This window comes from Cutibacterium sp. KBN10P07758 (assembly GCF_050286205.1).
Lineage (GTDB): Bacteria > Actinomycetota > Actinomycetes > Propionibacteriales > Propionibacteriaceae > Cutibacterium > Cutibacterium acnes.
In genome coordinates this window covers 713,395-739,741 of the sequence record NZ_JBNNQV010000001.1, presented here as the reverse complement: position 1 = coordinate 739,741, position 26,347 = coordinate 713,395, and the positions used below count along the sequence as shown (strand labels likewise).

Genomic DNA, 26,347 nt, shown 5'->3' with positions numbered 1-26,347 from the left:
CCCCTGCATCGTCTCAACCCGGAAACGCTCGACCTCGTGATCCGCCGGGGCTAAAGAGCCACCAATGATTCCAACAAGATGAGGTAGCAGGCCCTCGACCGAAACGCCGTCGAAGACTCCGAAGACACCAACAAGACGTGGTCAGCGTACCTGCGCATCGGAGTGGAAGAACGGTTCGTCAAAAGCACCGTCGTCATGTTGCGCTGGTGGAAAAGCCGCAAGACCGACTCAACCATCCGGGAATGCCGGTCAAACACAGATGCCAACAAGATAGCGTTGTCGGGAAGGTCAATGAGCTGATGGGCCATCCGATCAGTCGAATCCAACAAGATGACGTCACGCCGGTAATAGCGCACCAATAACCGGAAATAGTCAAGCAGAGCATGCCCAGTAGCAGCAGCGACAAGGCAGAGCGGACGGGAATCGTCGCGCAGCAACTCAACAACTCGGTCGAATGTTTCGCCATCCAAAGAGTTCAGACCAATATCAATGCTGCGTCGGGCAGCTTCCATCTTGGAACGCCACATGGCTCCCGGTTCATCAGTCATGGGGTCATTGGTTGTGCGATCACTAGGAAGGTCAAAGTTGGCGGCGACTTCCTCACGAAGGCTCCGCGAGAAGTCACGGAAGCTGGCATAGCCCAGCTTACGCACAAAGCGCGTCACCGACGCCGTTGAGGTCCCCGTCGCAGCACTGATCTCGTCCAAGTTCTCCAAGGCCACATGAGGAAAAGAATCTTCACAGTACTGAGCAATGATTGCATCGGTCGGCGTCATCGCTTGTAGCTCTCCCAACCGGGTATATAAGCTGCCAGGTGCCGAGCCCTTGGACTCAGCCATCTTCGCCTCCTCCATGGTAAAAACTCACAGCAACCACTGTGGCAGCCGTAGATATTACCCGGGCCTCACATGAGGATCAGGCTCGAGGTCATCATGACGATGAATCCGACAAGCATTGGAGGCGCGGTTAGCCTGACGACGGCAACCGGCAAGACACCCGCGGCTCCAGCCGCCGGACTAACCCCCGCCGCAGTAATGATGACCCCTTCGTCAACCCATCGTCATCGTGAAACGTAACTTGTGAAAATTAATATACGTCCTCGACATTGTCAGAAAAAATACTAACATTGCTCCAGTTGACAACGGTGCCCCTTGTGGCACTGACGTCCCCATGAACTCCATCCCCATGGGAGCCAATGGCAAGGAGCACTGATGCACTCAGCAACCGGGCTGCGACGATCCCGACCGGTAATACACGTCCTCATCTGTCTGTTGCTCATCCTGGCAGGAGCGGTTGGAGCAAGCCTCATCCAAACCGGAGGCGGCCACATCGCCGTCCAGGGGCTCAAAATCCCTGGCAAAGACGGAGCTGTAGCTAGTGCCGACTCTTCCGACCCGACACGGCAACAGCAACGCACAAAGCCCCTCTCATCGTCGTGACACCAGGATTCCAGCGCACCAAGGAGACCCAGATCTCCTACTCCCTGGAACTCGCTCGCCGTGGATACGTCACCCTCGTCGTCGATCCGTACAACCAAGGCGAATCGACCTCTCAGCCTCCCCACAGCGACGACCCCAGCATCCAGCCAGCCATCGATTACGTGTCGCGTACCAACGCTCTCAACTATGTCGATAAGACCAAGATCGGCATCACCGGCCACTCCGCAGGTGGATCCCAAGTGCGCCACATAGCCGCAGAATACGGCACTAAGGAGGCCAAAGCCCTTAAGAAAGCTAAGGCTCCCGACTCCCCCGGAGGCACAACGGTTACGAAGGAGGAACGCGAAAAAGCCGAACAACTCAACCCCATCCGCTCTGTCTTCATCTCGGGCTGGTTACAGCAGCTAAACGCCAAGAAGCTCAAAAACATCCGATCCAATATCGGCATCGGCTACGCCCTCTACGACGAAGGCGGCTACCGCAATAAAACCCACAATGGCGATCTGCGTCACGCCCCAGAGGCCATTGCCGTCATCAACTCTGGCCTGCCAAAGTCACAGCACGTCAATCATGTGGTCGTCGGAAAAGGTTACGGGTCAGCTGCCGATCGAACCTACCGCGTGGCTTATAACGACCGGACGATTCACCCGTTCCAGCCGCTCACACCCAGCGCCATCGGGTCGATGATTCAGTTCTTCGACGACACCATCGGCGCCCCGCACCAGATGAGTACCTCCAACCAAACGTGGTGGCTTAAAGAACTCTTCAACGGCCTATCCCTCGTCGCAGCGCTGGTCATGCTCGTGCCCCTGACGAAACTGCTTCTGACAATTCCATGGTTCGCAGCGGTTCGTACCGACATCTCCCCCGCCCCACCGAAACCCAAAGGCAAAAGCGCGGTAATATTCTGGACTATCTTCGTCATCTCAGCAGCCGTTGCCTGCGTAACCTTCATCCCCTTATCGGTAGCTAGCCAGCACATCTTTTCGGCCGCAGCCAACAAACAAAACGGCTGGTTCTTTCCCGGACGAATGGTTAACGGGGTCGTGCTGTGGTCGCTCGTTAACGGCCTATTCGGTCTCGTCCTGCTGTGGATCAGCCACGCCATATCGAAGAAACACGGCGACGACGAGGCCAAAGACTGGGGAGTTCGGATGAACTGGGTCCAGACCGGGCGGACCCTCGCCTTAGCCCTGCTCGTCATCGTCATCTTCTACACAATCCTGGCAGCCATCTACGGCTTCTTCCACGTCGACTACCGACTTTTCGTGGTAGCTGCCCGCCCGCTAACAAAGCGCTGGTTCCTCATTGCACTGGCCTATGTGCCGGCCCTGTTCCTGTTCTTCTTGTCAAACTCGTTGCGGGTCAATACCTCAATGCGATTCAACAACCAACGTCGCTGGGTCAATTGGCTCATCATTGCCCTGGCCAATTCCATCGGCCTGGCAGCCATTTTCGTCATCCAGTACGTCACACTCTTCTCGACCGGGACGGTGTTCTGGACGACGACCTGGCTGTACGTCAACATGCTGCAATCCCTGCTACCCATGATGGTGGTATTGCCGCTGTTCAACCGTGCCTTCTACCATGTCACCGGGCGGGTGTGGCTCGGCCCGATCGTCACCACTACGATCTTCGCCCTGATGGCACTAGGTGGATCGGTGGCGTATATCCCCATGTTCTGATCGGGGCCACAATGCGCCCCGACGGGTCAGCCTCATGGTCCGAGGCGCACGTCACTCGGAGGGGACGTCCTCCTGTGGCGGTTGCCATGCCAACGGAAGAGGATGAGCCGGGTGAAGCGCCTCATCGTCCTGAGGAACCGACTTTACCCTTCCGATCTCACTTCCCCGGTACTCAAATCGACACGTGACAATGCCGTGACCCGACCCCCACACCCAGCCACGCCCATATTCATCGTGAATGAGGTCAACCCCAGGAGGCCAATTTCGCCCGTCAAAAGATCGACGTCGACCAAAGGGTCCCGGCTGGATGGGGGTGATCTCCTCGGTCACCTCAGGTTCGTCGAGCAGCCTCCCCTCATCATCAACGACGAAAAGTTCCTCCTGGGCCGACGTGGCGAAATTCGATACCCCGACGCCCAGCAGTCGCACTCCCTCGCGCAGATCAAGGGAATCCAGCATCCGCACCGCCAGCTGGGAGATCCTCTCAGGCGAGTCGGTGGCTCCAGTCAGAGTCACCGACCGCGACCAGACGGTGAAGTCGGCCATCTTCGCCTTAAGAGTGACAGTGCGAGCGAACTGCCCAGACTTCTTCAACCGGCCACACACCAAACCCGCATGACGCTCCACGATCTGACGGCACTCCTCGCGATGAGTGAGGTCATGCTCGAAGGTATCCTCCACTGAGATCGACTTAGCGATTCGGCTAGCCACTACCGGTCGGTCATCCCGTGCCCGTGACAAGGCGACGAGGCTCGCCCCGGAAGCATGGCCCAACTCATGGACCAACTCGGACTCCCGCGCAGCCCGGACGTCAGCGATAGTGCGAAGCCCCAATTTCTCCAACCGTTCCGCCGTAACCGGCCCGACTCCGGGGATAGCTCGAGCAGACAAAGGCGCGATGGTGTCAGCCTCGGTACCGGGAGCGATGAGGGCGATCTGATCAGTATGGCCACGTTGCGGCTTGGCCATCTCAGAGGCAACCTTGGCCATGAACTTGCTCGACCCGATACCCACCGAGCAACTCAATCCCTCGGTGCGCTCTGCTACCCGGGCACGCAATTCAACGGCAACTTGCTGCAAAGCGTCAAGGTTCTCGACGTCGACGTCACCGGCTTCTAGATCAACGAAGGCTTCGTCAAGACTCAGCGGCTCAACAAGCGGCGAGAGCTCCCGCAGCGTCGCCATGACAACCTTCGAGGACTCCCGGTAGGCCTCAAATCGTCCGGACAAAAAAGCGGCATTCGGGGCCAATCGACGCGCCTGAGACCCGGCCATCGCCGAGTGCACCCCAATTTTGCGGGCCTCATAAGAGGCCGTCGCGACCACTCCCCTGCCACCGACCCCACCAACAATGACAGCCTTACCAACGAGGGAGGGCTTATCCCGTTGCTCCACCGAGGCGAAGAAGGCGTCCATGTCCAGGTGGAGGATCGACGCCGTCGATCTCATGACCGGCGTCGGTACCCGACGAAATCGAAGCCGTCACGAGACTCACGACGAACCTCCACCCACACCTCAGGGTCAATGGCGGGGAAACGCGCCGCACCATTCGGATTCTGGTGGACTTCGGTGATGTCGAGCTCGTCGCACAACTCGAAAGCGTCGGCGTAGATCTGTCCACCTCCGGCAACAAAACAGATCTCCTCGCCTGCCTCACGCGCCATCTCGACGGCCTGACGCGGGCTGGTTGCGACGTCCACCCCCTCATGGGACCAGTGCGGGTCGCGGGTGCAGATGATGTGACGACGCCCAGGAAGCTTGCCGATCTGTTCAAAGGTACGACGCCCAAAGATCAATGTGTGACCCATCGTCACAGTCTTAAAACGACGGAAATCCTCACTAATGTGCCAGAGCATATCCTGCCCCGACCCGATGACGCCGTTATCAGCAACGGCGGCGATAGCGACGACCTTCATCAATCCTCCTGCGGCCTGGTGGAAACTTGATCCCGGCACCCGATCAGACCGCAATCGGAGCAGGCAGCGCCGGATACGGGTCATAACCAGTCAGGGTGATATCGGACAGCTCAAACCCGTCAATGTCACGGATACCCGGGTTGACGGTGAGCGTTGGCCGGTGCCGCGGCTTACGTTTCAACTGCTCATGAACCTGGTCGAGGTGATTGAGGTACACATGGGCATCACCCAAGGTGTGGACGAACCGCAACGGCTTGAGCCCGGTCACCGAGGCCACCAGATGGGTGAGCAGGGCATATGACGCGATATTGAACGGCACTCCGAGGAAGGTGTCACCGGAGCGCTGGTACAGCTGGCAGCTCAACCACGTCGGGGTTCCCCGATCATCCGGCGTGACGTAAAACTGGAACAAAGTGTGGCACGGCGGCAGGGCCATCTCCTTGATCTCGGCCACATTCCATGCCGAGACGATGTGACGACGCGACCACGGATTGGTGCGAATCTGCTCAACCACGTTGGCGATCTGATCAATTGTGCCATCGTCGTCGGGCCAAGAACGCCACTGATGCCCGTAGACCGGCCCTAAATCACCGTTCTCGTCGGCCCACTCGTCCCAAATGTGGATGTTATTATCATGCAGCCAGCCGACATTCGTATCCCCGCGCAGAAACCACAGCAACTCCCCGAACACGCTGCGGGTGTAAATCTTCTTCGTCGTTACCAGCGGGAATCCCTCGCGCAGATCAAAGACCATCTGGTGACCGAAGACGCTGACCGTCCCCGTTCCGGTACGGTCCTCGCGGCGCACGCCCTCGTCAAGGATCCGCCGCAACAAGTCGAGGTAGATCTGCATTCAGCGCCCCTCCAAATGGGCGACGACCGCCGGAACAATCGCGCGAACAGCTTGTCCTCGGTGGCTGATGGCGTCCTTGACCTCAGGAGTCATCTCAGCACTGGTGAGGTCACCGGGCTGGGCATCGGGAACAAACATCGGGTCATAACCAAACCCGTTTTTCCCGCGGGCCTCCGAGATGATCCGCCCCTCCATCGTCGCCACCTTGGTGATCTCGGTGCCGTCCGGGTCGACGAAAGCCATCGCACATACGAACCTACCGTGACGTCGCTCGTCCGGAAGGTCAAAAGTCTGATCAAGCAGCAGCTGAAGGTTGCGCTCATCATGAGCGTGAGGCCCCGACCAGCGTGCTGAACGGATACCGGGCATCCGGTTGAGGGCGTCAACCTCGAGTCCGGAGTCGTCAGCCAAAGCAGGCAAACCGGTTTCGTGGGCCGCAGCACGAGCCTTGATGAGGGCATTCTCCACAAAGGTTCTACCGGTCTCCTCCGGTGCCGGGGCATCGCTGACCTCCGACAAACCGACGATTTCGACCTCGGTGTCTGCTCCCTCGAAAGTGCGACGCAGCTCGACCAGCTTCTTAGCATTATTGGATGCCAGCACAATCCGGCTCATAACGTCACCCCCAAAGCCTCGGACTGGGCCTGCTTGAGGGTTGCGCAGCCGCCGGCGGCTAGATCGAGCAACTCATTGAGCAAGTTGCGGTTAAAGGGGGTGCCCTCGGCCGTTCCCTGGATCTCGACGAAATCTCCATTGCCGCTCATGACGACGTTCATGTCGGTATCGGCGCGCGAATCCTCCTCATAAGCGAGGTCGAGCATCGGGATGCCGTCGACCACACCAACCGAGATAGCCTGCACTGATCCGATGATGGGCTCGCTAACCAGTCCGCCACGCCCCCGCAGCCAGTTGACGGCGTCAATAAGGGCAACATAAGCGCCGGTAATGGAAGCGGTGCGGGTACCACCGTCGGCCTGCAGCACGTCGCAGTCGAGGATAATGGTGTTTTCTCCCAGCGCCTTGTCGTCAACGACGGCACGCAGGGAACGGCCTACCAGGCGGGAAATCTCATGGGTACGGCCTCCCACCTTGCCCTTGCGCGACTCGCGTCCAGACCGCTCATTGGTGGCACGCGGAAGCATCTCATACTCGGCGGTGACCCATCCCAGCCCGGATCCCTTACGCCAACGCGGTACACCCTCAGTGACCGAGGCATTACACAGCACAGTGGTGCGACCAAAGCTCACCAACACCGAACCCTCAGCCTGAGACAACCAGCCGCGTTCAATCCTGACGTCTCGCAACTGGTCCAGGCGGCGTCCGTCAATTCGAGAAGTCTCACTCACCTTGCCAAGGATAGTGGCCCACACCGACACACAGCAGCTGTGACAACACCGTCGCGCAGGAGTTCAGTCTCGTACAACCGCGCGATCACCGAGGGAGTGCGCATCAGCATGCACCGACTGCACATCGTGGACGAATCCCTCCATCAGCCGTCGTCCCAGTTTCTCGAAACGCTCAGCATTCCCCGTAGTAAGGAAATAGCGGCTCGACTCGCGAGGATGGGAATGCAATAGCCCAGATTCGACCATCAAAGAGTACGACGCGCGGGCACACTGATGAGAGGAAGAAATGAGGGTGACGCCATCACCCAAGACATACGAAATGAGCCCAGCCAACAACGGATAGTGAGTGCACCCCAAGATGAGAGTGTCGCAACCAGCCTCCTGGATAGGCGCCAGATACTCCCGGGCAATAGCCTCAAGCTCCGGTCCGCTGGTGATCCCCTCCTCAACAAACGGGACGAATTTCGGGCAAGCCTGAGTCGTCAGAGTGATACCGGGCACCGCAGCCAATGCATCCTCATAGGACAGAGAGCGAGCTGTCGCCTCAGTACAAATAACGCCAATTCGCCCGTTACGGGTAGCAGCACTGGCCCGACGAGCAGCCGGCATGATGACATCAATAACCGGCACACCGTAACGCTCCCGGGCATCTCTTAACACCGCCGAGGATGCGGTATTACAGGCGATAAGCAGGGCTTTGACGCCGTGGGCGACAAGTCGGTCGAGGCATTGCAACGCATATCGTCGTACGTCAGCGATGGTCTTCTCACCGTAGGGAGCGCGGTCCGTGTCGCCCAGATAGACGATGTCTTCGTTCGGCATAAGGTCGACGACCGATCGAGCCACCGTCAGCCCTCCGAATCCGGAGTCGAAGATGCCGATCGGCGAGTCGACAACGTCGAAATCAGGTTCGGTCACAGCTCGACAGACTACCGCGCGATTTCCCCGAGCGACCACTCACGGGAAGTCGCAGCACCCCTGTTTGGACGGTACACTCCCATAGGGTCATTAAGGTAAGGCTTTGCTATCATCTAACGATGCGCCGGGTCCCAACGGCAGCATGAAATCACTTCATTGGGGGGAGACAACATGACGAGGCATATGAATCGCAGCACCGCAGACAGCCAAGGCGTCGTGCCACTCAGTTCACTGGCGGCAGGGCAGAACGCGACCATTGAAGACATCACCATCGAGTGTGCCGATTACGTCCGTCGCCGCCTTCACATGCTCGGTTTCGGCCACGGCCGCGCCGTCACCAAGATTCGTCAAGCGCCCTTCGGTGGCCCCATGGTGTTCCACGTCTGCGACGTCCAGATGTGCCTTCGCCGCGCCCAGGCAGACATGATCATGGTCCGCCCGGCACCCCAGACCGCGCCACAGCCGGTCGTCGAGTCGTGTGCCACCACTGCTCTCGCCTGATCAACCACCCTTCATCCTGCCCAATTCACGTAGAACCCACACCCATTCCGAGGTTTATTGATGCCCATACCCACCGCAGCACCCTGTCACACCGTTCCTACGACGGAACCGAGGACGGGTTCACCCAAACTGGCCCTGGTGGGCTCCCCCAACGGCGGCAAGACGTCGATCTTCAATCAACTCACTGGCCTGCATGCCAAGACCGGAAACTATCCCGGCGTTACCGTCTCCCGCAGTACCGGCGTCTGCCGGATCGGTAAAAATGAATACGGCATCGAGGACCTTCCCGGTACCTACTCCCTGGCCCCCATCTCCCCCGATGAGGAAGTCGTCGTCCACGCCCTCGAAGGCACAATGAAGGGCATCCCTGCCCCCGACGGCGTTCTCGTCGTCGCCGACTCGACGGCACTGCGTCGATCCCTCCTGCTGCTCGCCGAAACCCTGGCACTCGGCCTGCCCACAGCCGTCATCGTCACCATGACCGACGAGCTACGCCGCCGAGGCGGCAGCCTCGACACCACCGCACTGTCCCAGGCCCTGGGCGTACCCGTGGTCTCGGTAGTCGCAAACCGCGGCATCGGCATCGGCGAACTGCGTCACCTCATCGCGGACTGGCAAACCTGGGACCGCCCCCCGGTACCGCCGCCCACTGCCACCGAAGAACTTGCCGGGTGGGTAGATTCCGTGCTGACCAGCGCTGGTTACCAAGACCCCCACCTCGACTCGCGCACAGAACGAATCGATAAGGTGCTACTCCACCCAGTGTGGGGAACGATCGTCTTCTTCGTCGTGATGTTCCTGTTCTTCCAGGCGCTGTTCACCTGGGCGGCACCGGCACAAGATGCCATCGACAACTTCTTCAGCTGGTTGGGAGGCTGGGTCGACGACAACGTCTCCAACCAGATCCTGGCCGGTCTGCTGGGAGACGGAATCATCGGCGGTGTCGGCTCCGTGCTGACCTTCGTCCCACAGATCCTGTTGATGTACCTGCTGTTGGCCCTGCTAGACGCAGTGGGTTACATGTCACGGGCGGCATTCCTCATGGATAAAGTCATGAGCCGTGCCGGGCTGGAGGGGCGGGCCTTTGTCGCCATGCTCTCGTCCTTCGCCTGCGCCATCCCCGGCGTGATGGCCACCCGCACCATTCCCTCGGCCAAAGACCGCATCGCGACGATGCTCGGCGTTCCGCTGGCCACTTGTTCGGCAAGACTGCCCGTCTACGTATTGCTGGTGGGAATGCTCATCCCCAACACCACGCAGATTGGGCCGTTCTCGGGCCGTGGCGTGGCAATGTTCCTGCTCTACCTGCTTGGTGCCGTCTCGGCAATGGCTGCGGCATGGGTCGTCAAGAAGATCACCGACCGTTCCGGCATCCTGCTGCCCTTCTACATGGAAATGCCGCCGTATCGCATCCCCACCCTGCGTTCGGTGGGCATCGCGATGTGGGAGCCCACCAAGGCCTTCCTTCATAAGGCTGGCACCATCATCATGCTGACGACCATCGTCATCTGGGCGCTGACGACCTTCCCGATGCGTTCCAACGCCGAACTCGCGAAGGCCGGCATCGACCCCAGCAACGACGTAGCCGTGGCGGCCTACACCATGGATCACTCAATCGCCGGAAGCATCGGCAAGGCCGTCGAGCCCGTCTTCGAGCCTCTCGGATTCGACTGGCGGATCGACGTCTCCCTCATCGGCTCCCTGGCCGCCCGTGAGGTCTCGGTGTCGACCTTGGGACAGATGGCCTCGGCTACCGATCCAGAGGATGACGTAGACGTCTCCCATCAACTCGACCATTGGACCTGGACCCATGGACCCAACAAGGGCAACAAGGTCTTCACCCCGGCCACCATCGTGGCACTCATCCTCTTCTTTGCCTACGCCCTGCAATGCATGTCGACCGTGGCGATCATGAAACGGGAGACCGGCGGATGGAAGTGGCCCGCCGTGGCCTTCGGGTATATGTTCGTGCTGGCTTGGGTCATGGCCTTCATCGGACGTCTCGTGACAGGTCTGCTGATGTGATGAAGCTCGCCTGTCATCCCTCCACCGCCGTTCATCCGGAGACGACCACCGACCCTGCCACCCTGCGCTGGGTGGTCTCCGGGATCACGCTGCCCTTCGCCGGGCTCTTGGTAAGCGCCCCCGGCCTCGACGAGTTCCTCAACCAGGTACGCGTCGAGGCGACGGTCGGCGCCGTCATGGCGACTGTTCTCGAGGGCACATGGGAACGCATCGGTGCCGGATTCCGGACTGCCTTAACCACAGCCTTGGAACGCACCGATGAATGGGTGGGCGGCCCTGACAGCAAGCCCCTCAACGAAGTCGAGACACTGCGCCGGTGCGCCGATGAACTCATCGGCGGGCCCGTCGGCGCGGTTGCCGCGATGCACGGAGGGTCAATCGAATTGGTCGACGTGTCGGTCGGTGACGAAGAGCGCAGAGTCGACGTCACCATGAAGGGAGCATGCCGAGGTTGCCCGGCAGCCATCATGACCCTACATCAGCGCCTGGAACGTCAACTGAGTCTGCGATTGCGCGAGCCGGTCACCGTACGGGAAATCTGACACCTACTCCGACAGCTCCACCTCAACGAGCACCTCCACGACGAGGCCGAGCCACTCGTAGACGCACTCCTCCTCGGCACCCAATTCCTCCCGGGCCGCCCGAGCGACTTCGTCGGCAGTAACCTGGTCGATGATCCCTAGCCGGGCGGCCATCATGCCACGCAGCGCATTGACAGTACGAAGCCAACGTTGCGTCATCTCAGGGTTCATGGAAATACAGCCGGTTCGGTGCAACGTCTCCACATCAGCGCTTAAGGACTGAGCGTCTTCCCAGCGCGCCGCGACATCCTCGGCGTCATGGTCGACATGGAATTGCGCGTCAGCTGAATCGTCGTCGCGATAGGCGCTGGGCAGGATCGATCGACGCACCTCGTCGTCCTCCTGAAGTCCAGAAAACTGGCTCTCCCAAAAAGCGAACGGGCCCCCTCCGTCGTGGAATGGGCAGGAGCGGCACGCAAACGCGACAAGGCCTCCACGTAATATCCCAGGGCAGTCTCGATGCCGATAATTTCGACGTGTTCTAGATACCAGACCCAGCGATTTCGAGTGCCCTCGATCCTCATCCTTGGCCGCCCTTTTCGACCGAGGCCTGCAAACCGTAGCCGTGCATCGCATGCACGGCTACCTCCATCTCTTCTTTACTACCCTCGGCAACCGTCGCTCGACCCTGGTTATGTACCTGGATCATGAGTTGGGTGGCGCGTTCGCGCGGGTAACCGAAATATCTCATAAACACCATCGTCACGTAGTCCATGAGGTTCACCGGATCGTCCCAAACGACCGTCGTCCATGTCGATTCCTGGCCGACAAGGCGGTGTGTCATGGGTTCCGCGGTGGCTACAGACATGTGCTCATTCTGTCACCCAGGTGAGACACTCAAACTTCACCGACGCAAACATCCTCTAGAGCGCACCCCCTCTTAGACTGTGACCCATGTCGACCGCACTGTTCACCGACCACTACGAGCTAACCATGGTCGAAGCCGCCATGGCATCAGGGACTGCCAACCGCCGCTGTGTTTTTGAATTATTCCCCCGACGTCTGCCCGAAGGCCGCCGCTACGGCGTCGTAGCCGGTACCGGACGCGTCCTTGATGCTGTCGAGAACTTCCGATTCACCGACGAGGACGTCTCCTTCCTGGAACGCACCGGGGTAGTCGGCCCGCACATGGCCGAGTGGCTGTCACACTACCGATTTACCGGATCCATCCACGGTTACGCTGAAGGCGATCTCTACTTTCCTGGTTCCCCGCTGCTCACCGTCGAGGGCACTTTCGCCGAAGCCTGCGTGCTCGAGACCGCGCTGCTCAGCATCTACAACCACGACTCAGCTATCGCCTCCGCCGCATCCCGCATGGTCATGATGGGTGAAGGCCGCTCGATCATCGAAATGGGCTCGCGACGCACCCACGAAGAGTCCGCCGTCGCTGCCGCCCGTGCCGCGTGGATCGCCGGCTTCGGACCGACCTCTAACTTAGCCGCCGGGATCCGCTATGGCGTCCCCACCTCTGGTACCGCTGCCCACGCCTTTACCCTCCTCCATGACACCGAGGAAGAGGCTTTTCGCGCCCAGCTAGCCGCCTACGGTGAAAAGACAACCCTTCTCGTCGACACCTATGACATTGACAATGCGGTACGCACGGCCATCCGCCTCACCGAGGGACGCCTCGGCGCGGTCCGTATCGACTCCGGCGACCTGTCCATCGTCGCTCGTCAAGTCCGCAACTTGCTCGACGACCTCGGCGCCCCGAACACTCGCGTCATCGTCACTAGCGACCTTGACGAATGGCAAATCGCCGCCCTGCGCGGTGCCCCCGTCGATGGATTCGGCGTCGGAACCTCCCTGGTAACCGGTTCGGGAGCTCCAACCTGCTCCTTCGTCTATAAGCTAGTCGCCCGCGCCACCTCAGACAGCCCCGACGCCGAGTTGCTGCCGGTGGCCAAGAAGTCGTCCCACAAAAACACTGTGGGCGGGCGAAAGTATGCGGTGCGCCGCATTGGCTCAGGTGGGATCGCCACCGCAGAGGTCGTCGGGGTGGGCCAACCGCCAGCCGCCGACGCTGACGACCGTAACCTCATCGTCCCGCTCATCGTCAACGGGGAAGTTGTGGGCCGTGAACCGCTGGAGACGGCGCGTAAACGTCACCAGGCTGCCATCGCTGAACTGCCAATTTCCGGACGACGCATCTCGCGTGGCGACCAGGCCATCCCCACAGTCATGGTGAAGCAAGGCAACGACGGCGCTGACACCGTTCTTGGAGCATCCCTCTCCTGAGCACAACCCCAGGGGCACGGCCCAGAGCATGCCAGAAATACGACACGCGAGGTACCTCAGGGCCCGAAATCTGTCCAAAAGCCCCTTATGACGCCGTTTTGGGCTTGACTGAGAACCGACAACCGCTAATGTCAACTATGAGGGAACCGGCAACAAGCCCGAAATCGAACACAGTCCATTTGAGGAGACCCCATGACCAAGTCCGAGCTCATCAAGACCGTCGCCAAGCAGGCCTCGCTCACTGAGGCCCAGACCAACGAGGCCGTTAAGGCTCTTACCGACGTCATCACCGCCGCTCTAGCCAAGGGTGAGAAGGTGCAGCTTCCCGGTCTATTCACCGCTGAAACCGTTGAGCGTCCCGCTCGCAATGGCCGCAACCCTCGCACCGGCGAGTCCATGACCATCCCGGCTCACAAGGCCGTCAAGATCTCGGCCTCCAGCACTCTCAAGAAGGCCGTCGCTGACTGAGCGACCGCTCAGAGTTGTTGGATCTCAACATGTGGGGTCCGGTGCTTCACGGCACCGGACCCCAATTTTTCGTTATTACGCTCGCACCAGCTCACGCATGACGGTCACTTCTCGTTCATGACGTGAGACAGTCGCGCAGCCCGCTCGTCAGTAAATACCTCCTCCAGCCACATCGGGGAACCATCCGGATGGCTGAGAGGGACCCGCCAGTTTGGATATTCATTCGTGGTACCCGGCAAGTTTTGGGTGCGACGATCTCCCACTGCGTCAGTCAGGGTGGCATTGAGCACCTTTGACGGAGTGCGGGTAAGCATGCGATGCATCGCTAACACGATGTCCTCTTCGGAGGGGTCATCCCCCACCAACACGCCACGCTCACGCAGGATGGCGATCCAGGTGGCAGTCTGACGAGCCACCTCAGCGCGCTCGTGCTCGAGAGATTCCGTGAGTAGTCCCAGCTCATGACGCACCTCAACGTGATCACCAGCCAGATACCCAGTAGTGGGAGGTAGATCATGGGTAGCGACCGAACTCATGGCGTACTCGCGCCACTGCTCAGGAGGCAGCGGATTGCCATTCTCACCGTTCTCGAACCACAGGACCGAGGTGCCCATGATGCCGCGCTCACGCAGGTAGGCGCGCACCCACGGCTCTACCGTTCCCAGGTCCTCGCCCACGACAAGGGCGCCAGCCCGGTGCGCCTCCAGCGCCAAAATACCAACCATGACTTCGTGGTCGTACCGTATGTAAGTACCCATACGCGGGCCGAGACCGACGGGAACCCACCACAGCCGGAACAGGCCGAGAATATGGTCGATGCGAATACCACCAGCGTGACGCAAAGCGGCGCGCACCATGTCGCGGAAAGGCCGATATGCCAGATCGGCGAGGATGTCGGGACGCATCGGAGGCTGTCCCCATTCCTGCCCAGCCTGATTAAAAGCATCAGGCGGTGACCCGACGCAAACGCCGTCAGCAAAGAGCTTCCCGAGCATCCACGCATCAGCTCCGGCACCGGAAACACCCACCGCCATATCGCACATGAGTCCCAGCGACATCCCGGCATCACGTCCGGCAGATTGAGCCGCCGAAAGCTGTTGGTCAGCAATCCACTGCAGCCACATGAAAAAGTCGACGCGTTCCTCGTGGGCTCGCACGAACTCTGAGACGGCACGGTTGCTGGGGCGTTGATACTCCTCGGGCCAGGTGCGCCAATCGTTGCCGTATACCTCCGTCAATGCACACCACGTCGCGAGATCTCCTAGACGAGTACCGCGCAGCCGGCGGAATGCCTGGTAGGACAATTCCCTCGATCCCTCCAGGCCAAGGGCATGGACGGCTTCTAGCACTGGCAGCTTAGCGTTCCAGGAACGATCTCGATCGATCGCCTCAACATCGGCCGCTGCTTGGGCCCGGGCCAAGCGTGCCTGGGAACGCTCATAGACGTCGAGGTCGGCATACTCCGGGATGATCTCGGGGCGCACATACAGCGGGTTCAGGAAGAGGCGGCTGCAAGGCAAATACGGCGACGGCTCGATAGGGGAAACAACCTGGCTGGCATGCAGCGGATTCACGAGCACGTAGTCAGCACCCTGAGTGGCCGCCCAGGTGGACAGGTCCGCCAGGTCGGAAAAATCGCCCATTCCCCAGGAGGCGCGGGAGCGAGTCGAATACAACTGCACGGCATGGCCCCAGACCCGAGACGAACCCATCGAACGAGGAAGGCCGAGCCAGTTCGGGGAGACAACAAGCGTAGAAGTCGCGCGATGGTCCGCAGTCGTCGCGACGATCGTGTGGTAGCCCAACGGTAGATCGCCAGGGATACCGAAGGTGGCCTCACCAATCCAACGATCGTCCACATGGCGATCGGGGTTCCAATTATCAACCTGCCAACACTCGCGGTGTTGCCCGTCCTCGCAAACGACGTGAACCTCCACCCACTCCCCTGCGTTAACGTGGACGTCAACCCGCCCCTCTTGGCCCTCACGTAGGACCACGATTCCGGGCAACACTCGACGCCACTTCCGGTTAGTCACCTCGTGGCACGCGCGTTCGGCACGTTCCGGAGTCGACGCGTCAATTCCCAAACCGTCAAGGACAGCAATAACAGTCGCCTCCCCGACCTCGGTGTACTGGCCCTTCCAGTCGTAATAATCACGAGCGATGCCGAAATGATCGGCCAGGGTCGTCAGGTGGGGATCTGTCAAGGACATGACGGCCTTTCGGCGCCCCAATCGTCGAGGCGAAAGTCAGGATCGGGCAGATTGTGCCAGGACGACGAATCGCCCCTACAACGACGAAATTTACTCGACGCCAGACTGGTGGGGCGGGCGAACCACCTGAGTGCCTGCCACTGCGTCATGAATGGTTTGACGGGAACGCTGCCACAATGGCATGAGGTAACTAAAAGGTGTCAACAGGACGATGGCTTGATTACCGATCTCGACGCAGGCCCACACGGTGGCCCTTATCAGAGCACGCCACCACACCAGACGACGATGTTCCTTGCCCTTATTCAGGGTGACGACTCGCAGCCCGCATATCAGCTGACCGACCGAACCCGCACAAGCTGCCAACATGATGAATTGGTAAATCGCCTGCGAAATGATCACCGCACCGACGAGGTTCGACAGGTCGCTGACGAATCCGGCCTTCATCAGGGATTGCATCGTGACGACGTCAGAGGGGCTAGCCCCAGCGTTGACTGCACGCATCGAGGTGGCGAGGAACGTCTGGTAACCGTCGACGATGCTCGCCACTGTCTCATGCATCGTCAGTCCGACGACGATCCACACCAGAACGGCGTCGATGATGGTCGACAACACTCGCCACCACCAGCCGGCTAGGGGGACTCCGTCAGCAGTCGATCCCCACCGACTCTGCGCCGGACTCTGTGACCTATCGGCATTCCCGCGACGCGAAACGGCTGCGTTAGGTCGTGGCGATGACGGAACCCGCGACACCGGAGCGAGCGTCTCGGGCACATGGCCGACACCAGGGTGCGGTTGAGGATCCGGCGGATTGCGCAGATTCCGGGTCCAACGCTCGCCGTCCCAATACCGCTCCTGTTCGCTTCCGGCAGGGTCGGGGTACCAGCCCATCGGGGGTGGAGTCGCATTCGTCATTAGTTCATTCTCCCACGAGGAAGCGGTCATGCCAGTTTCCGCCGTCGGCAAGGTCGTCGAGTGCCGCTATCAGCCCAGTCGGAGCTCAGCACCGTTCCACCATCCTTGCCCACTGATCCTCCAGTTTGGCCCAATTACGAGTCGCTATCCAGTCGGCAAGGGCCGTCGATTCCGTGCTCAAAGCGACTTTTGGAGCCTCTCGAAGGAGATGTGAGCCCGGGCACATCCCGGCCTGCACTGCTCGGGGCACAGCACCTGCCAGCAATCACATATCCCGTGACGAGGGACGCGACTACACGGTGTATGCGTGCCAAGATCCGTCTGTCGCACGACTGCGGGCGGCCACGTACACTGGTTGACCATGAGCACACAGGTGGCACCAAGTTCCAGCACCGCGGTCGAGGAAAAGACTCGTCCATCCTTCGATGACGGTGACGCCGAACGCTTCTCACACTATGTCCCCAAAGCGAAACTCACCGACGCGATGGTCAACGGGACCCCCGTCGTCGCCCTGTGCGGCAAGGTATGGGTACCCTCCCGCAACCCCGAGAAATTCCCTGTCTGCCCGGAGTGCAAGGAGATCTTCGAGTCGATGAACCGGTAAACACACCGATGAGGAACACAGACCTCAATCAGTGGCCAGCCAGGACAACGCCAGCTCATACCCCTTCAATCCCAGCCCGGCGATCGTCCCGGTGACATGCGCCGACACCACACTGTGGTGACGGAACTCCTCCCGGGCTGCGATGTTAGAGATATGGACCTCAATACAAGGCGCCACCAACTGGACGAGGGCATCGGCAATAGCGATGTTGTAGTGGCTCCAAGCCGCCGGATTAATGACGACCGGGGTCCGGTCATCAGCGGCCTGATGAATCCACCCCATCATCCGTTCCTCAGAATCGGTCTGACGCACCTCAACGTCCAGCCCCAGTTCGCGACCGTATTCGATCAGCCGGGCCGCTAAATCGTCATGGGTGGTCGTCCCATAAATCTGTGGCTCCCGTCGACCAAGCCGACCTAAATTCGGGCCGTTGAGAACCAAAATCTGCTTGCTCATGACTGATCCTCCGGTCTTTCCTCCCCGTCTTTAATGCGCTTATCCCCATAACGGATATCGGGCTCAAGGAATAGCGGACCAACCAACGGCTCAGCGGCGCGGACCGACGCCTCGGCGTTATCGATAATGCGCGCGACCTCGAAGGCGGAATCCGTCGGATCAACCGCGATCTTGGCGGCCAACAAGATCGTCTCAGGACCCAGGTGAACCGTCTTCATATAGATTACCGAGTCAACTCCGTCAGAATGTATCAAGGCGTCATAGACGGCCTTACGTGACTCCGGGGCAGCTGATTCCCCCTCCAACAGAGATTTCATCTCGCGCGAAAGCACCCCTGCGACAACGACCAGCAAAATACCGATACAAGCCGAGCCAATGCCGTCGAAAATCGGGTTATGGGTGAGCAGGGTGAGGCCAACACCCAAGAAAGCAAAAATCAAACCAAGAACGGCAGCAGAGTCCTCCAACATGACGACCGGAAGCTCCGGGGCCTTAGCCTTCCGGATGTACTGCAAAATCGTCATGCCTTCGCGGTCCTGGCTACTCTCCTTGAGAGCGGTACGCAGACTAGCTCCCTCTGCGCAAAGAGAAATCATGACGACTGCCAGCGGCACCCACCACCACTGGGAATCGAGGAGCTCATCGGGATGACCACCAAGAGTCGCGCCGATCTTGTGATAGGCCTCATACAGGGCAAACAGACCACCAAGGGTGAAGATGACGATAGCGACAATGAAACCAGACAAGTACCGCGCCGTCTCATAGCCGAAGGGGTGGTCCTCGTCAGCTTCCTTGTGGGACTCCTTGCCACCCATCATGAGAACGACCTGGTTGGCGGTATCAGCCACCGAATGGATAGCCTCGGCGAGCATCGACGAGGCCCCAGTAAGTGCCCATGCAATGGCCTTCGTTACCGCGATCGCAAGGTTGGCGGAGGCAGCTGCGATGATCGCTTTGCGGCCTCCCTGCGTCGGGTTGGCTGGCTCCTTGGCCCCGTTCGGCCGCTGGGCAGCGTGCGCTTGGCTCATGTCATCTCTTTCAGACGATCCAGCCCGAGAGCCACGTAGACAGCGGCGAAACTTCCCTGGAGTAGCAAGGCGACATAGCGGCTCATCGGCGAGGACTGCTCATCAATGCCGAGCGGCAAGGTGACGCTGCGCACCGTCACATCATGGGCGGCGCACAGCTGCTCAAGGTCGCGGCGGGCAGCGGCGTGCTCAGTCTCGGCGTCATCCATGACGACAAGGACAGGGCGACGCGTCTCACCGTCAAGGTCAGGATCAGCGAAGGGATCCCTCCTAGGAGCAGAATCAATGACAGGACGCAGCGCTGCGGAGTCGGCGGACAAGGCGATACGACCCGTGGCTCGCCTCATCCATTGTGCGAGGCGTCGCGATGCCCGCGCCGCAAGGACAGAACCACCCCACAAGAGGGGCTCTGCATCGGCTAACGCACACGCGAGATCCTTAGCCTCGTTGACGGCGAGGTCATGGTGGGGCGAAGCCGACTCGGCAACCATATCCGCAACCCGAGCAACCTGCCCGGGATCGACAACTGGTCCAAGACCCAGGTCGCTCAGCACCGACAGAGCCGCGACAGCGGCCGACATAGCATCCTCGGAGGCCATCTGAATACGGGCAGTGCCGTGGCTACCGGCAGCTTGCCAAGCCTCGGTCTCGCCACTGGACGCCAAGATGATGGCACTACCTCGACGTCGGGCCTCAGCTACCTGGGCCGCACACCGTCCATCGCTATCGAGGGCGACGACAAGATCAAGGGGGCCAACCCACGCTGGCAGCCGCAGGAAAGGCCACGCGACTAGCGGGACGGGACATATCGGCTCAAGGACAGACCGCACTAAACGAGCCTCGGGGCCGACAACGAGTACCCCCCGGGGCTGTCCCCACTCACCGACCGTTCGACGTACCTCGCCGAGATCCGCAGAGTCACGACGAATGCGCGCTCCCGTGCTAGCCAACTGACGCAGCACCCGCTCGGCGAGTGCGTCAAGAGGCGCGTCGAGACGCGAATCGTCGAAAGTCACTGCGGCCTCATCTCATGACGATGAGTGGGCTCAAAAGCTTCGGTGTCCTCGGCAGTGACCCCCTGACCAGTTTCTCGCTTACGCGCCGCGTCAAGGCGAAGGTCGGGAACGCCGTCGCGCACGAGAAAGGCTAGCCCACACGACGGAGAGGAACACACCAATTCCCCACTGTCGAAATCCAGGGCAAACCGGGAATGGCACGCCGGGCAAGCTGCCACTTCAAGGAATGCCGGAGAGAGGTCGAGTGCCTCAGGGGCCAGCGGTAAATCAGGCATACCGTCATACTAGTGGCCTGTGACGTCACGGCTGGCGTCCGTGATGACGGATAGATGGCCACGCCGACCTAAAACGTGCACCGAAGCGGGGTCCGGCTCAGGCAGCACCTCGTCCTCGAGCATTCCCACCTCCCGCACCGCTGCCGCCAGCGCCATCAGATCATCGGCTGGTGGGTCTGGGGCTGGATTGTCGATACCGGGCAAGCGGATGACTTCCCACCCCACCGGCGCCGAGAGCGCTTCGGCGTGTTCGGCACACATGTCGTAGGCACCGGGTTCATGGCTAGGCCCCAAAGGCCCGACAACTGCAGTGCGCTCGGCATAGACGTAGGTCAGCGTCGCGACCGCTGGTCGGGAACATCCGGGGCGAATGCACTCTCTCACCCAGGGCACGGTACGCCACACACTGATAGTCACACAGTTGCCACGCGGACACCGCAGAGACCATCGGTGCCCCGGTACACCACACACCCGCTCTTCGTCGCACTACGTGCCCAACCGCAATACAGTGGCGGCATGTCCAAGCGTCGCAACCGTCATAGTCGTGGCCAGCGCGGGCCCGTCGTCTTGCCTCGCTCCTACGGCGGACGCATCGACCGCGTTGATCCCACCCACGCCGAGTTTTTCACGGCCTGTCTGACGCAGGCCGTTCAGCAAGTACACATGTCGTGCCCGGGGATCCTTGACAACGTTGTCGTCGGGGCTGAGGATGTCCCGACCATGCCAGACTGGACGGAGGGGCGGGTACCGCTGTCCTCTGCCGTCGACGGTAGCGAGCACTCCCCCGCCAAAATTGTCATCTATCGACGACCCCTCGAGTTAAGGACGGCCAGTAGGCGCGGATTAGCCATCCTCGTTCATCGCACTCTCGTCGAACAGCTCTCAGCGCTGACTGGCACCCCAGTAGAGACAATCGATCCCAGCATCGACGATTGAGGCCGTCAGCGCAGCTGAGGATCAACGTCAACACTGCGACCGTTCGTCATGGCCGCCACAGCCTCCAAGGGAAGAACGGCCAAACCGCTGGCAGATATGACCCCACCAATGAGCGGAGCCGACCCCACAATGTGCAAGTGGCCAGCTGCTGGAACCTTCCCCGACCAGGTGGACCCAGCCGGAACCGTGCCCTCGATCGCCGTCTTCTCCCCGTGAGTGCCTGTCAGTTCGCCTGAAAAGGTGACGGCCTCCCGACCCGGGTTCGATAGTTCAAGGGTCCCCGCTGTCCCTACAGTTTGCTCCAGGACCTTGCTCGACCCTCCCGGACTGACCAAGGCATTATCGGTGGTGCCAGGCTTACCCTGAACGAATAACCGAGCAATAACCGGATCATCAGCGGATAAACGTAGCCCGACACCTTCCCCTGCTAAAGCCTTAGACAGGTCTACTTGGATAGTGGATCGGGGGTCAATATCGATCTCGTCGGCACCGTCAGGGGTGAAGGGGCCACGCCCAGCCAGCGCTGTCACCGACACACTCAACCGTCTCGTGCCGGGATTCGAAATGATAAGGGTTGCAGTCGACACCTTGGCAGGGACAGCTGGCAAAAACAGCGTCTTGGCTGCCTGAGTCATCGCGCTCGTATCGTGGCCCTGACCTGCCCACATACGAGCACCAACGACGACTCGTCCCTCTCGGGCGTTAACAAGAGCGGTCACCGGGGTGGCGCCGTTATCCCACACCGACATCGGCAACACCTTGGTCTGTCCCGGAGAAACACGAATCCCTCGCATCCCGGCGGTAACAATTTCTCCCTTCGGCCCCAACATAGTGACGTCGACGGTGGCTGCCCGGATGTCCGAGTTGACCACCACAAGGTCCGAAGTGGAAGGGTTCGTGACACTGACCGCTCCTCCCGTGGCTGCGCCAATACACGGCACCCACGTCGTCATGCCACCTTCTGAAGATAGAGCCGAGCCAGAGGGCCGACGCTGCCCGGCCGTAGACCGGATATAACCTGCTGAAGTATCCACGTTGGTCATTACAGGAACCGACGCTTCAGACAGCTTCTCGACCGAAATGCCGACTTGTAGGCTTCCACCCGAGGACCCGGCAGCGAGGCTGGCCTTCCCCTGGGAAGGAGGGCACACCAGGGTACGTCCTGAAGAGATGGGCTGAACCTTAGCGGCAGAACGCTGCATAGGCGGAATCACTGAAGTGGCCAACGACATTGCGATCGCCACGATGGCCAAGGTCACTGCCCACACCGGCCCCTTCCAGTAGCGTCCGGCCTTCTTATCGGGTTCCGTCAGCTCATCGCAGCTATCTTCGCCGGATGCCGGCACCTGAGCCATAGCGCGGGCAGCATGAGGCGTCGGCTGGTCGCTGACATTTTCAGAACCGGCCGCGCGACGCGCTGGGATCGCGCCCTCCTCCACGAATCGAACCTCAGGAATCTCCTCGGGCTCCTCGTCATCCGCGAGGGCGCGACGGGGACGATCGCTCATGACTCCTCCTGACGACGGCGTGGCTTACGCGACAGGGATCGGCGGGGGGCGGCGATGCGGTTGCGCTGAGCAGCCTGAGGCCCAGCAACCACCAACAAGATGAGAAGGGCAACCAGCTCGATGGCACCGGCCCACCTCTGGGTCGGCATCGACCAGGTCAGATCACCACGGGCCGAGCCAACCTGGTACGACTCTCCGATTCCGTGCCGCACCGCCGGACTCAGCCGCGTGCCCCCTACCTCGACCCTCCACCGATGATCACGGGGCTCGAGTATTGTCACGGTTCCTGATTCGGTTACCTTCCCGGCGACAGGAACTTGGCCGCTGCCACGACTACTAAGCAAGGCCCGTGAAGGATGCCCATCGACGGTCCAGACCGTCGTCGTGGGATCCGTATTCGCGGCAGCCAAACCTGAGGCATTACCCACCTGGGACACGACATCGGCCCCTGCACCACGAAGCCAGAGATGACCGATTCCCAGGTCAGACAGACGATCAGCCAGGTCGTCTGGGACAGCTCCGGTCGCCACCGCACGGGCAAGATCAGCAGCCGAGTCAGCAATGCGGCTGTCCGAAGAAATAGTCGGACGCTCACCGCTGCCCCAGCTCGGATTATTGGAGTCGACGAGGTTCCAGTGGGCGCTGCCGCTATGCACATTCACCATAAGAGTACGGGTGTGACGAGCCGAATCCTCGACTGCTGTGACATAGGCCGGGCGCGTGGCAGCAGTGGTGGACATCGGGCCGCGAGCGCCCCCCACCAGCCACCAGACGCCACTGGCGGCCACAGATATCGTCAACACCCACGGCAACCATCGGTTACCGATGCCAACAAGCAGCTGGCCAAGGGTCGGGGATTCGTCGGCGGGAAGATGATCCGCTTCGGCACGCTGCAACATGGCCGGCTGGCGGGCAGCTGCCACAAGTATGAGGAGCACCCCGGCGCCTACCAACTGCCACGGTTCGATAGCCGGATGCACCTGCACATTCCAGACGGTGACCAAGGTGCGCGACGCCACACCCGTGAGGACAAGGCACACCAGATAGACGATGGTGAGGGCCAGCACTCGACCGCGGGGATGACCGGTCAGGGATCCGATGGATGCCGAGCGATCGATGACTAGACGCCAGACCGCCCACAGCGCAGCAATCCACAACGGAGCCATCGCGATCACGGTAAACACGGTAGGAGCAGTACCGGGGACAATCGCGCGGCCTACTAGCAGCCATAGCCCGGCACGCGTCTCTACAGCCGGACTAAGCACAGGCTCAGCCCCGGTCGCCATGCGCCCAGGCTCGGTTATCAGCCGAGGAATCCACGGCGAAATGACCAGTAGCGGCCCTAATACAACTATGCTGCCGAGCAGCAGACGTCGAGGTCGGGTCATGAGGATGCCGACGGCCACCGCGACCGGGTATACCCACAATGCAGGAACAAGGCTGATAGCTAGGGCTGACCACAGAGCCAGGCCGCCTGCCGAGGAAACGCCCCCCACCTGGTGACTGCCAGTATCAGCACCGCGCAGCTCAACGACGTCAACAGTCTCGGGATTGACCAACCGCCACGTATGCAGGGCCATGTGGGGGAGAATCACCCCCAACGCCAATGCTGTCACCGAGCCTCGGGCTAGGCCGCCGGTGAGGACAGGAAGCATGCCCCAGAAGCTCGCGAGCAGCACCGTCGTCGTGCCAAGGCCAACCACCCGGCGGAACAATCGATGTGCCGACATCGCCGTGAGCAGCGGGGTTACGACGAGCAGGATACGGACCAGAACTTCCGGCTCCCCAATTGTCAACACCGAGCCGAAAGCTGGCCACGCCAACCAGGGGGCGTTCCCTCCAGACAATCCAGGAACAGCGGTCAACCAGCGATGCCACGCTCCAGCCAGACCACATGGCGCCGGCGCGAGCCAGGTCGACGTCGCTCTACCAGAGCCGTAGAGACCACGGCAGGCAACGATCCCGATTACCACCATAAGGCTGACCATGACGGTGTACGGATTGACGACAGAACGGTGGTCGCGGACGGTGAAGTCGTCGCCAGTGAGATCGTCGATCGTCGTTCCATCCTCATTGCGCCACGGGTGGATCCGATCAGACAGATCCCCGGCGTAACGGTCAACTGCCCGAACCCAGACACTGCGTCGGCTGGGTAGGAGACGGTTGGTGTTCTCAAGGTCGTCAGGATCGCACTGCGCATGGAAGTCCTGCAGGCGCTGCGTCATCTCGCGGGTAACCGAGCGTGACCGCCACAACTGCAGGCCGGACCGCCACTCGTCGACCGCACGCGAGGGGGCCTTACCCACCATAAGGACGAGAAAACGCCACACGCTAGCCACCAGGAGAGCCAGACTCGTGCGGGTGGGATGACCGGTCCGGGCTGCAACCATTCGCATCCCCGCGAGACGGTCGGTGACATCCGGGCGGGGAGCCAAATGCGACTCTCGCTGCCACCCTCGGCCCGCCTGACGGTGATGAATAGTACAACTCGGCGCAGTGCGAACCACCATGCCCGCTTCATTGGCACGCCAGCCAAAATCCACGCCGTCACGGAAAAGGGGAAGCGCCGGGTCGAAACCACCCAGGCGCCGCCACACGTCCACCCGAACGAACATGCCAGCCGTCGAGCCACCCAAGATCGGACCCGGATCAGCCTGCTTCTGGTCAATATCTCCGCGATCGACGACCGGCAGAACACGAGCACCGCCGGTACTGACGCTCTGTCCTTGCTCATCAATAAACTCCGGGTAGTTATGCCGGGCCGGTTTAAGCAATGTGGGATACAAGACGTCAGGGTGAGGCTTGCGCGAAGCCTCCCGCAGCATGCACGTCAATGAGTCACGACGCACCTCAACGTCGTCGTGCAGGATCCAGATATGGGTGACACCGTCAGAAAGTCGATCGATCGCTAGGTTAATGCCCTCACCAGGGGTGGTGTCCGCGCTAGCCGTCACGCACTCGTCCAACAATCCTTCGTCCACAGCAGCCACGAGCAAGTCGGAAGAACCATCCGTAGAGCCGAGGTCGACGGCAATCTGCACTGCCGCGCGCTCTCCACTACGCCGCAATGCGTTGAGGGCTCGCGGCAACCAGCCGGCCGCCTGGTGAACGAGGAGAATCGCTGCGACCTGGTCGACTGTGATGTCGGGGTCTACCGGTTTGCGTTGCTCGTGTGCCCACGCCCAATCCTCCGGATCAATGCGCGTCGACGGGATGACAAGGATAGTCCAGTCGGTCAACCCCTCCGCAGTGCGGGGAGCATCACTGCGGTCACACTGGTGACTCTCGCCGGGTCCGGTCTCCGCAGAGTACTTCTCGTCACTCACCTAGCAGGCCACCTGTTCGTCGACGTCATGGAGCACGGGATGCACACCACGTCTGCGATCATCGCATATGCCGCATCGTGCAGACAGCCATCCCGGGCAGACAGGG

The 26,347-nt window shown here is 60.8% G+C and carries 28 protein-coding genes and 1 pseudogene; 10 read left to right on the top strand and 19 right to left on the bottom strand.

What is annotated here, in order from left to right; genetic code table 11:
* Positions 1-50: 50 nt before the first annotated feature.
* Positions 51-854: a MurR/RpiR family transcriptional regulator gene (locus ACOYO3_RS03670; RefSeq protein WP_002524854.1), complete on the bottom strand. Its 804-nt coding sequence runs from the start codon at positions 852-854 to the stop codon at positions 51-53.
* Positions 855-904: 50 nt separating this feature from the next.
* The gene (locus ACOYO3_RS03665; protein ID WP_073885340.1) at positions 905-1,036 is read right to left on the bottom strand and encodes a hypothetical protein; all 132 of its coding nucleotides are present in this window, start codon (positions 1,034-1,036) and stop codon (positions 905-907) included.
* Positions 1,037-1,211: 175 nt separating this feature from the next.
* Between ACOYO3_RS03665 and ACOYO3_RS03660 the strand changes: the two genes are divergently transcribed.
* Entirely contained in the window at positions 1,212-1,439 is a 228-nt protein-coding gene (locus tag ACOYO3_RS03660) for a hypothetical protein (RefSeq protein WP_002524856.1), read from the top strand.
* Positions 1,436-3,124 carry a hypothetical protein gene (locus ACOYO3_RS03655; protein ID WP_427305767.1) on the top strand — a complete coding sequence of 563 codons (1,689 nt, stop codon included), beginning with the start codon at positions 1,436-1,438 and terminating at the stop codon, positions 3,122-3,124. The genes ACOYO3_RS03660 and ACOYO3_RS03655 overlap by 4 nt, the downstream gene beginning before the upstream one ends.
* A 51-nt stretch (positions 3,125-3,175) precedes the next feature.
* Here the strand turns inward: ACOYO3_RS03655 and ACOYO3_RS03650 are convergent, their stop codons facing one another.
* The 6 genes from ACOYO3_RS03650 to murI are packed head-to-tail and all read right to left on the bottom strand — an operon-like array spanning position 3,176 to position 8,157.
* Complete coding sequence (locus ACOYO3_RS03650; protein ID WP_002524858.1) at positions 3,176-4,573, bottom strand: DNA polymerase IV; 1,398 nt, start codon at positions 4,571-4,573, stop codon at positions 3,176-3,178.
* Positions 4,570-5,040 (bottom strand): dihydrofolate reductase, encoded by a 471-nt coding sequence (locus tag ACOYO3_RS03645; protein WP_002522165.1) that lies wholly within the window; start codon positions 5,038-5,040, stop codon positions 4,570-4,572. The genes ACOYO3_RS03650 and ACOYO3_RS03645 overlap by 4 nt, the downstream gene beginning before the upstream one ends.
* A gap of 43 nt (positions 5,041-5,083) precedes the next feature.
* Complete coding sequence (locus tag ACOYO3_RS03640; RefSeq protein WP_002514671.1) at positions 5,084-5,893, bottom strand: thymidylate synthase; 810 nt, start codon at positions 5,891-5,893, stop codon at positions 5,084-5,086.
* Positions 5,894-6,508, bottom strand: coding sequence for an RdgB/HAM1 family non-canonical purine NTP pyrophosphatase (gene rdgB, locus ACOYO3_RS03635; RefSeq protein ID WP_002514672.1), 615 nt, complete (start codon positions 6,506-6,508; stop codon positions 5,894-5,896).
* On the bottom strand, positions 6,505-7,269 hold the full coding sequence (rph, locus tag ACOYO3_RS03630) for a ribonuclease PH (protein WP_002517679.1): 765 nt from the start codon (positions 7,267-7,269) through the stop codon (positions 6,505-6,507). Before rph ends, rdgB begins: the two co-directional genes overlap by 4 nt.
* A 33-nt stretch (positions 7,270-7,302) precedes the next feature.
* Positions 7,303-8,157: a glutamate racemase gene (murI, locus tag ACOYO3_RS03625; RefSeq protein WP_002517637.1), complete on the bottom strand. Its 855-nt coding sequence runs from the start codon at positions 8,155-8,157 to the stop codon at positions 7,303-7,305.
* 183 nt (positions 8,158-8,340) lie between these two features.
* Here murI and ACOYO3_RS03620 point away from each other — a divergent pair, with 183 nt between their 5' ends.
* The 3 genes from ACOYO3_RS03620 (at position 8,341) to ACOYO3_RS03610 (ending at position 11,225) form a co-directional block, all read left to right on the top strand.
* Positions 8,341-8,658 carry a FeoA family protein gene (locus ACOYO3_RS03620; protein WP_002514675.1) on the top strand — a complete coding sequence of 106 codons (318 nt, stop codon included), beginning with the start codon at positions 8,341-8,343 and terminating at the stop codon, positions 8,656-8,658.
* A gap of 138 nt (positions 8,659-8,796) precedes the next feature.
* Positions 8,797-10,683 (top strand): ferrous iron transporter B, encoded by a 1,887-nt coding sequence (gene feoB, locus ACOYO3_RS03615; RefSeq protein ID WP_002517634.1) that lies wholly within the window; start codon positions 8,797-8,799, stop codon positions 10,681-10,683.
* On the top strand, positions 10,683-11,225 hold the full coding sequence (locus ACOYO3_RS03610; RefSeq protein ID WP_002522161.1) for a NifU family protein: 543 nt from the start codon (positions 10,683-10,685) through the stop codon (positions 11,223-11,225). Before feoB ends, ACOYO3_RS03610 begins: the two co-directional genes overlap by 1 nt.
* A 3-nt stretch (positions 11,226-11,228) precedes the next feature.
* Here ACOYO3_RS03610 and ACOYO3_RS03605 read toward each other — a convergent pair.
* Together ACOYO3_RS03605 and clpS are read right to left on the bottom strand one after the other, a co-directional pair.
* Positions 11,229-11,788, bottom strand: a pseudogene (locus ACOYO3_RS03605) (DUF2017 family protein).
* A complete protein-coding gene (clpS, locus tag ACOYO3_RS03600; protein WP_002517605.1) occupies positions 11,785-12,072 on the bottom strand; it encodes an ATP-dependent Clp protease adapter ClpS in 288 nt (95 codons plus the stop codon). The pseudogene ACOYO3_RS03605 and the gene clpS overlap by 4 nt, the downstream one beginning before the upstream one ends.
* 86 nt (positions 12,073-12,158) lie before the next feature.
* On the opposite strand from clpS, the gene ACOYO3_RS03595 reads away from it, so the two are divergent.
* Together ACOYO3_RS03595 and ACOYO3_RS03590 are read left to right on the top strand one after the other, a co-directional pair.
* The gene (locus tag ACOYO3_RS03595; RefSeq protein WP_002517652.1) at positions 12,159-13,499 is read left to right on the top strand and encodes a nicotinate phosphoribosyltransferase; all 1,341 of its coding nucleotides are present in this window, start codon (positions 12,159-12,161) and stop codon (positions 13,497-13,499) included.
* Positions 13,500-13,691: 192 nt separating this feature from the next.
* Entirely contained in the window at positions 13,692-13,967 is a 276-nt protein-coding gene (locus tag ACOYO3_RS03590) for an HU family DNA-binding protein (RefSeq protein ID WP_002514681.1), read from the top strand.
* A 104-nt stretch (positions 13,968-14,071) separates the two neighbouring features.
* Here ACOYO3_RS03590 and malQ read toward each other — a convergent pair whose 3' ends face one another.
* Both malQ and ACOYO3_RS03580 read right to left on the bottom strand, forming a co-directional pair.
* Positions 14,072-16,180, bottom strand: a complete 2,109-nt coding sequence (malQ, locus tag ACOYO3_RS03585) for a 4-alpha-glucanotransferase (protein WP_002524860.1) — start codon at positions 16,178-16,180, stop codon at positions 14,072-14,074.
* 90 nt (positions 16,181-16,270) lie between these two features.
* A complete protein-coding gene (locus tag ACOYO3_RS03580; protein ID WP_009640122.1) occupies positions 16,271-17,092 on the bottom strand; it encodes an RDD family protein in 822 nt (273 codons plus the stop codon).
* A 28-nt stretch (positions 17,093-17,120) separates the two neighbouring features.
* Here ACOYO3_RS03580 and ACOYO3_RS03575 point away from each other — a divergent pair, with 28 nt between their 5' ends.
* Both ACOYO3_RS03575 and ACOYO3_RS03570 read left to right on the top strand, forming a co-directional pair.
* Positions 17,121-17,306, top strand: a complete 186-nt coding sequence (locus tag ACOYO3_RS03575; protein ID WP_002525672.1) for a hypothetical protein — start codon at positions 17,121-17,123, stop codon at positions 17,304-17,306.
* A gap of 147 nt (positions 17,307-17,453) precedes the next feature.
* Entirely contained in the window at positions 17,454-17,696 is a 243-nt protein-coding gene (locus ACOYO3_RS03570; RefSeq protein WP_002522157.1) for a DUF3039 domain-containing protein, read from the top strand.
* A gap of 24 nt (positions 17,697-17,720) precedes the next feature.
* On the opposite strand, the gene aroQ is transcribed toward ACOYO3_RS03570, so the two are convergent.
* The 5 genes from aroQ to ACOYO3_RS03545 are packed head-to-tail and all read right to left on the bottom strand — an operon-like array spanning position 17,721 to position 20,864.
* Positions 17,721-18,152 (bottom strand): type II 3-dehydroquinate dehydratase, encoded by a 432-nt coding sequence (gene aroQ, locus ACOYO3_RS03565; RefSeq protein WP_002514685.1) that lies wholly within the window; start codon positions 18,150-18,152, stop codon positions 17,721-17,723.
* A complete protein-coding gene (locus ACOYO3_RS03560; protein WP_002514686.1) occupies positions 18,149-19,180 on the bottom strand; it encodes a cation diffusion facilitator family transporter in 1,032 nt (343 codons plus the stop codon). Before ACOYO3_RS03560 ends, aroQ begins: the two co-directional genes overlap by 4 nt.
* Positions 19,177-20,196: an SIS domain-containing protein gene (locus tag ACOYO3_RS03555; RefSeq protein ID WP_002514687.1), complete on the bottom strand. Its 1,020-nt coding sequence runs from the start codon at positions 20,194-20,196 to the stop codon at positions 19,177-19,179. Before ACOYO3_RS03555 ends, ACOYO3_RS03560 begins: the two co-directional genes overlap by 4 nt.
* Positions 20,193-20,471, bottom strand: a complete 279-nt coding sequence (locus tag ACOYO3_RS03550; RefSeq protein WP_002514688.1) for a Trm112 family protein — start codon at positions 20,469-20,471, stop codon at positions 20,193-20,195. Before ACOYO3_RS03550 ends, ACOYO3_RS03555 begins: the two co-directional genes overlap by 4 nt.
* A gap of 9 nt (positions 20,472-20,480) precedes the next feature.
* Positions 20,481-20,864, bottom strand: a complete 384-nt coding sequence (locus tag ACOYO3_RS03545) for a DUF3499 domain-containing protein (RefSeq protein WP_009640107.1) — start codon at positions 20,862-20,864, stop codon at positions 20,481-20,483.
* A gap of 123 nt (positions 20,865-20,987) precedes the next feature.
* Between ACOYO3_RS03545 and ACOYO3_RS03540 the strand changes: the two genes are divergently transcribed.
* Positions 20,988-21,407, top strand: a complete 420-nt coding sequence (locus ACOYO3_RS03540; RefSeq protein WP_002517640.1) for a metallopeptidase family protein — start codon at positions 20,988-20,990, stop codon at positions 21,405-21,407.
* A gap of 5 nt (positions 21,408-21,412) precedes the next feature.
* Here the strand turns inward: ACOYO3_RS03540 and ACOYO3_RS03535 are convergent, their stop codons facing one another.
* Positions 21,413-22,915 carry a DUF5719 family protein gene (locus ACOYO3_RS03535; RefSeq protein ID WP_002524861.1) on the bottom strand — a complete coding sequence of 501 codons (1,503 nt, stop codon included), beginning with the start codon at positions 22,913-22,915 and terminating at the stop codon, positions 21,413-21,415.
* Positions 22,912-26,241: a glycosyltransferase family 2 protein gene (locus ACOYO3_RS03530; protein ID WP_002524862.1), complete on the bottom strand. Its 3,330-nt coding sequence runs from the start codon at positions 26,239-26,241 to the stop codon at positions 22,912-22,914. The genes ACOYO3_RS03535 and ACOYO3_RS03530 overlap by 4 nt, the downstream gene beginning before the upstream one ends.
* Between the last annotated feature and the right edge of the window lie 106 nt (positions 26,242-26,347).

Excerpts from the sequence above, each read along its gene's own strand:
- ACOYO3_RS03670 (WP_002524854.1), bottom strand. The coding sequence starts at position 854 with ATGGAGGAGGCGAAGATGGCTGAGTCCAAGGGCTCGGCACCTGGCAGC.
- ACOYO3_RS03660 (WP_002524856.1), top strand. The coding sequence starts at position 1,212 with ATGCACTCAGCAACCGGGCTGCGACGATCCCGACCGGTAATACACGTC.
- ACOYO3_RS03650 (WP_002524858.1), bottom strand. The coding sequence starts at position 4,573 with ATGAGATCGACGGCGTCGATCCTCCACCTGGACATGGACGCCTTCTTC.
- ACOYO3_RS03645 (WP_002522165.1), bottom strand. The coding sequence starts at position 5,040 with ATGAAGGTCGTCGCTATCGCCGCCGTTGCTGATAACGGCGTCATCGGG.
- ACOYO3_RS03640 (WP_002514671.1), bottom strand. The coding sequence starts at position 5,893 with ATGCAGATCTACCTCGACTTGTTGCGGCGGATCCTTGACGAGGGCGTG.
- rdgB (WP_002514672.1), bottom strand. The coding sequence starts at position 6,508 with ATGAGCCGGATTGTGCTGGCATCCAATAATGCTAAGAAGCTGGTCGAG.
- ACOYO3_RS03620 (WP_002514675.1), top strand. The coding sequence starts at position 8,341 with ATGAATCGCAGCACCGCAGACAGCCAAGGCGTCGTGCCACTCAGTTCA.
- ACOYO3_RS03610 (WP_002522161.1), top strand. The coding sequence starts at position 10,683 with ATGAAGCTCGCCTGTCATCCCTCCACCGCCGTTCATCCGGAGACGACC.
- clpS (WP_002517605.1), bottom strand. The coding sequence starts at position 12,072 with ATGTCTGTAGCCACCGCGGAACCCATGACACACCGCCTTGTCGGCCAG.
- ACOYO3_RS03595 (WP_002517652.1), top strand. The coding sequence starts at position 12,159 with ATGTCGACCGCACTGTTCACCGACCACTACGAGCTAACCATGGTCGAA.
- ACOYO3_RS03590 (WP_002514681.1), top strand. The coding sequence starts at position 13,692 with ATGACCAAGTCCGAGCTCATCAAGACCGTCGCCAAGCAGGCCTCGCTC.
- malQ (WP_002524860.1), bottom strand. The coding sequence starts at position 16,180 with ATGTCCTTGACAGATCCCCACCTGACGACCCTGGCCGATCATTTCGGC.
- ACOYO3_RS03580 (WP_009640122.1), bottom strand. The coding sequence starts at position 17,092 with ATGACGAATGCGACTCCACCCCCGATGGGCTGGTACCCCGACCCTGCC.
- ACOYO3_RS03575 (WP_002525672.1), top strand. The coding sequence starts at position 17,121 with ATGCCAGTTTCCGCCGTCGGCAAGGTCGTCGAGTGCCGCTATCAGCCC.
- ACOYO3_RS03570 (WP_002522157.1), top strand. The coding sequence starts at position 17,454 with ATGAGCACACAGGTGGCACCAAGTTCCAGCACCGCGGTCGAGGAAAAG.
- aroQ (WP_002514685.1), bottom strand. The coding sequence starts at position 18,152 with ATGAGCAAGCAGATTTTGGTTCTCAACGGCCCGAATTTAGGTCGGCTT.
- ACOYO3_RS03560 (WP_002514686.1), bottom strand. The coding sequence starts at position 19,180 with ATGAGCCAAGCGCACGCTGCCCAGCGGCCGAACGGGGCCAAGGAGCCA.
- ACOYO3_RS03550 (WP_002514688.1), bottom strand. The coding sequence starts at position 20,471 with ATGCCTGATTTACCGCTGGCCCCTGAGGCACTCGACCTCTCTCCGGCA.
- ACOYO3_RS03540 (WP_002517640.1), top strand. The coding sequence starts at position 20,988 with ATGTCCAAGCGTCGCAACCGTCATAGTCGTGGCCAGCGCGGGCCCGTC.
- ACOYO3_RS03535 (WP_002524861.1), bottom strand. The coding sequence starts at position 22,915 with ATGAGCGATCGTCCCCGTCGCGCCCTCGCGGATGACGAGGAGCCCGAG.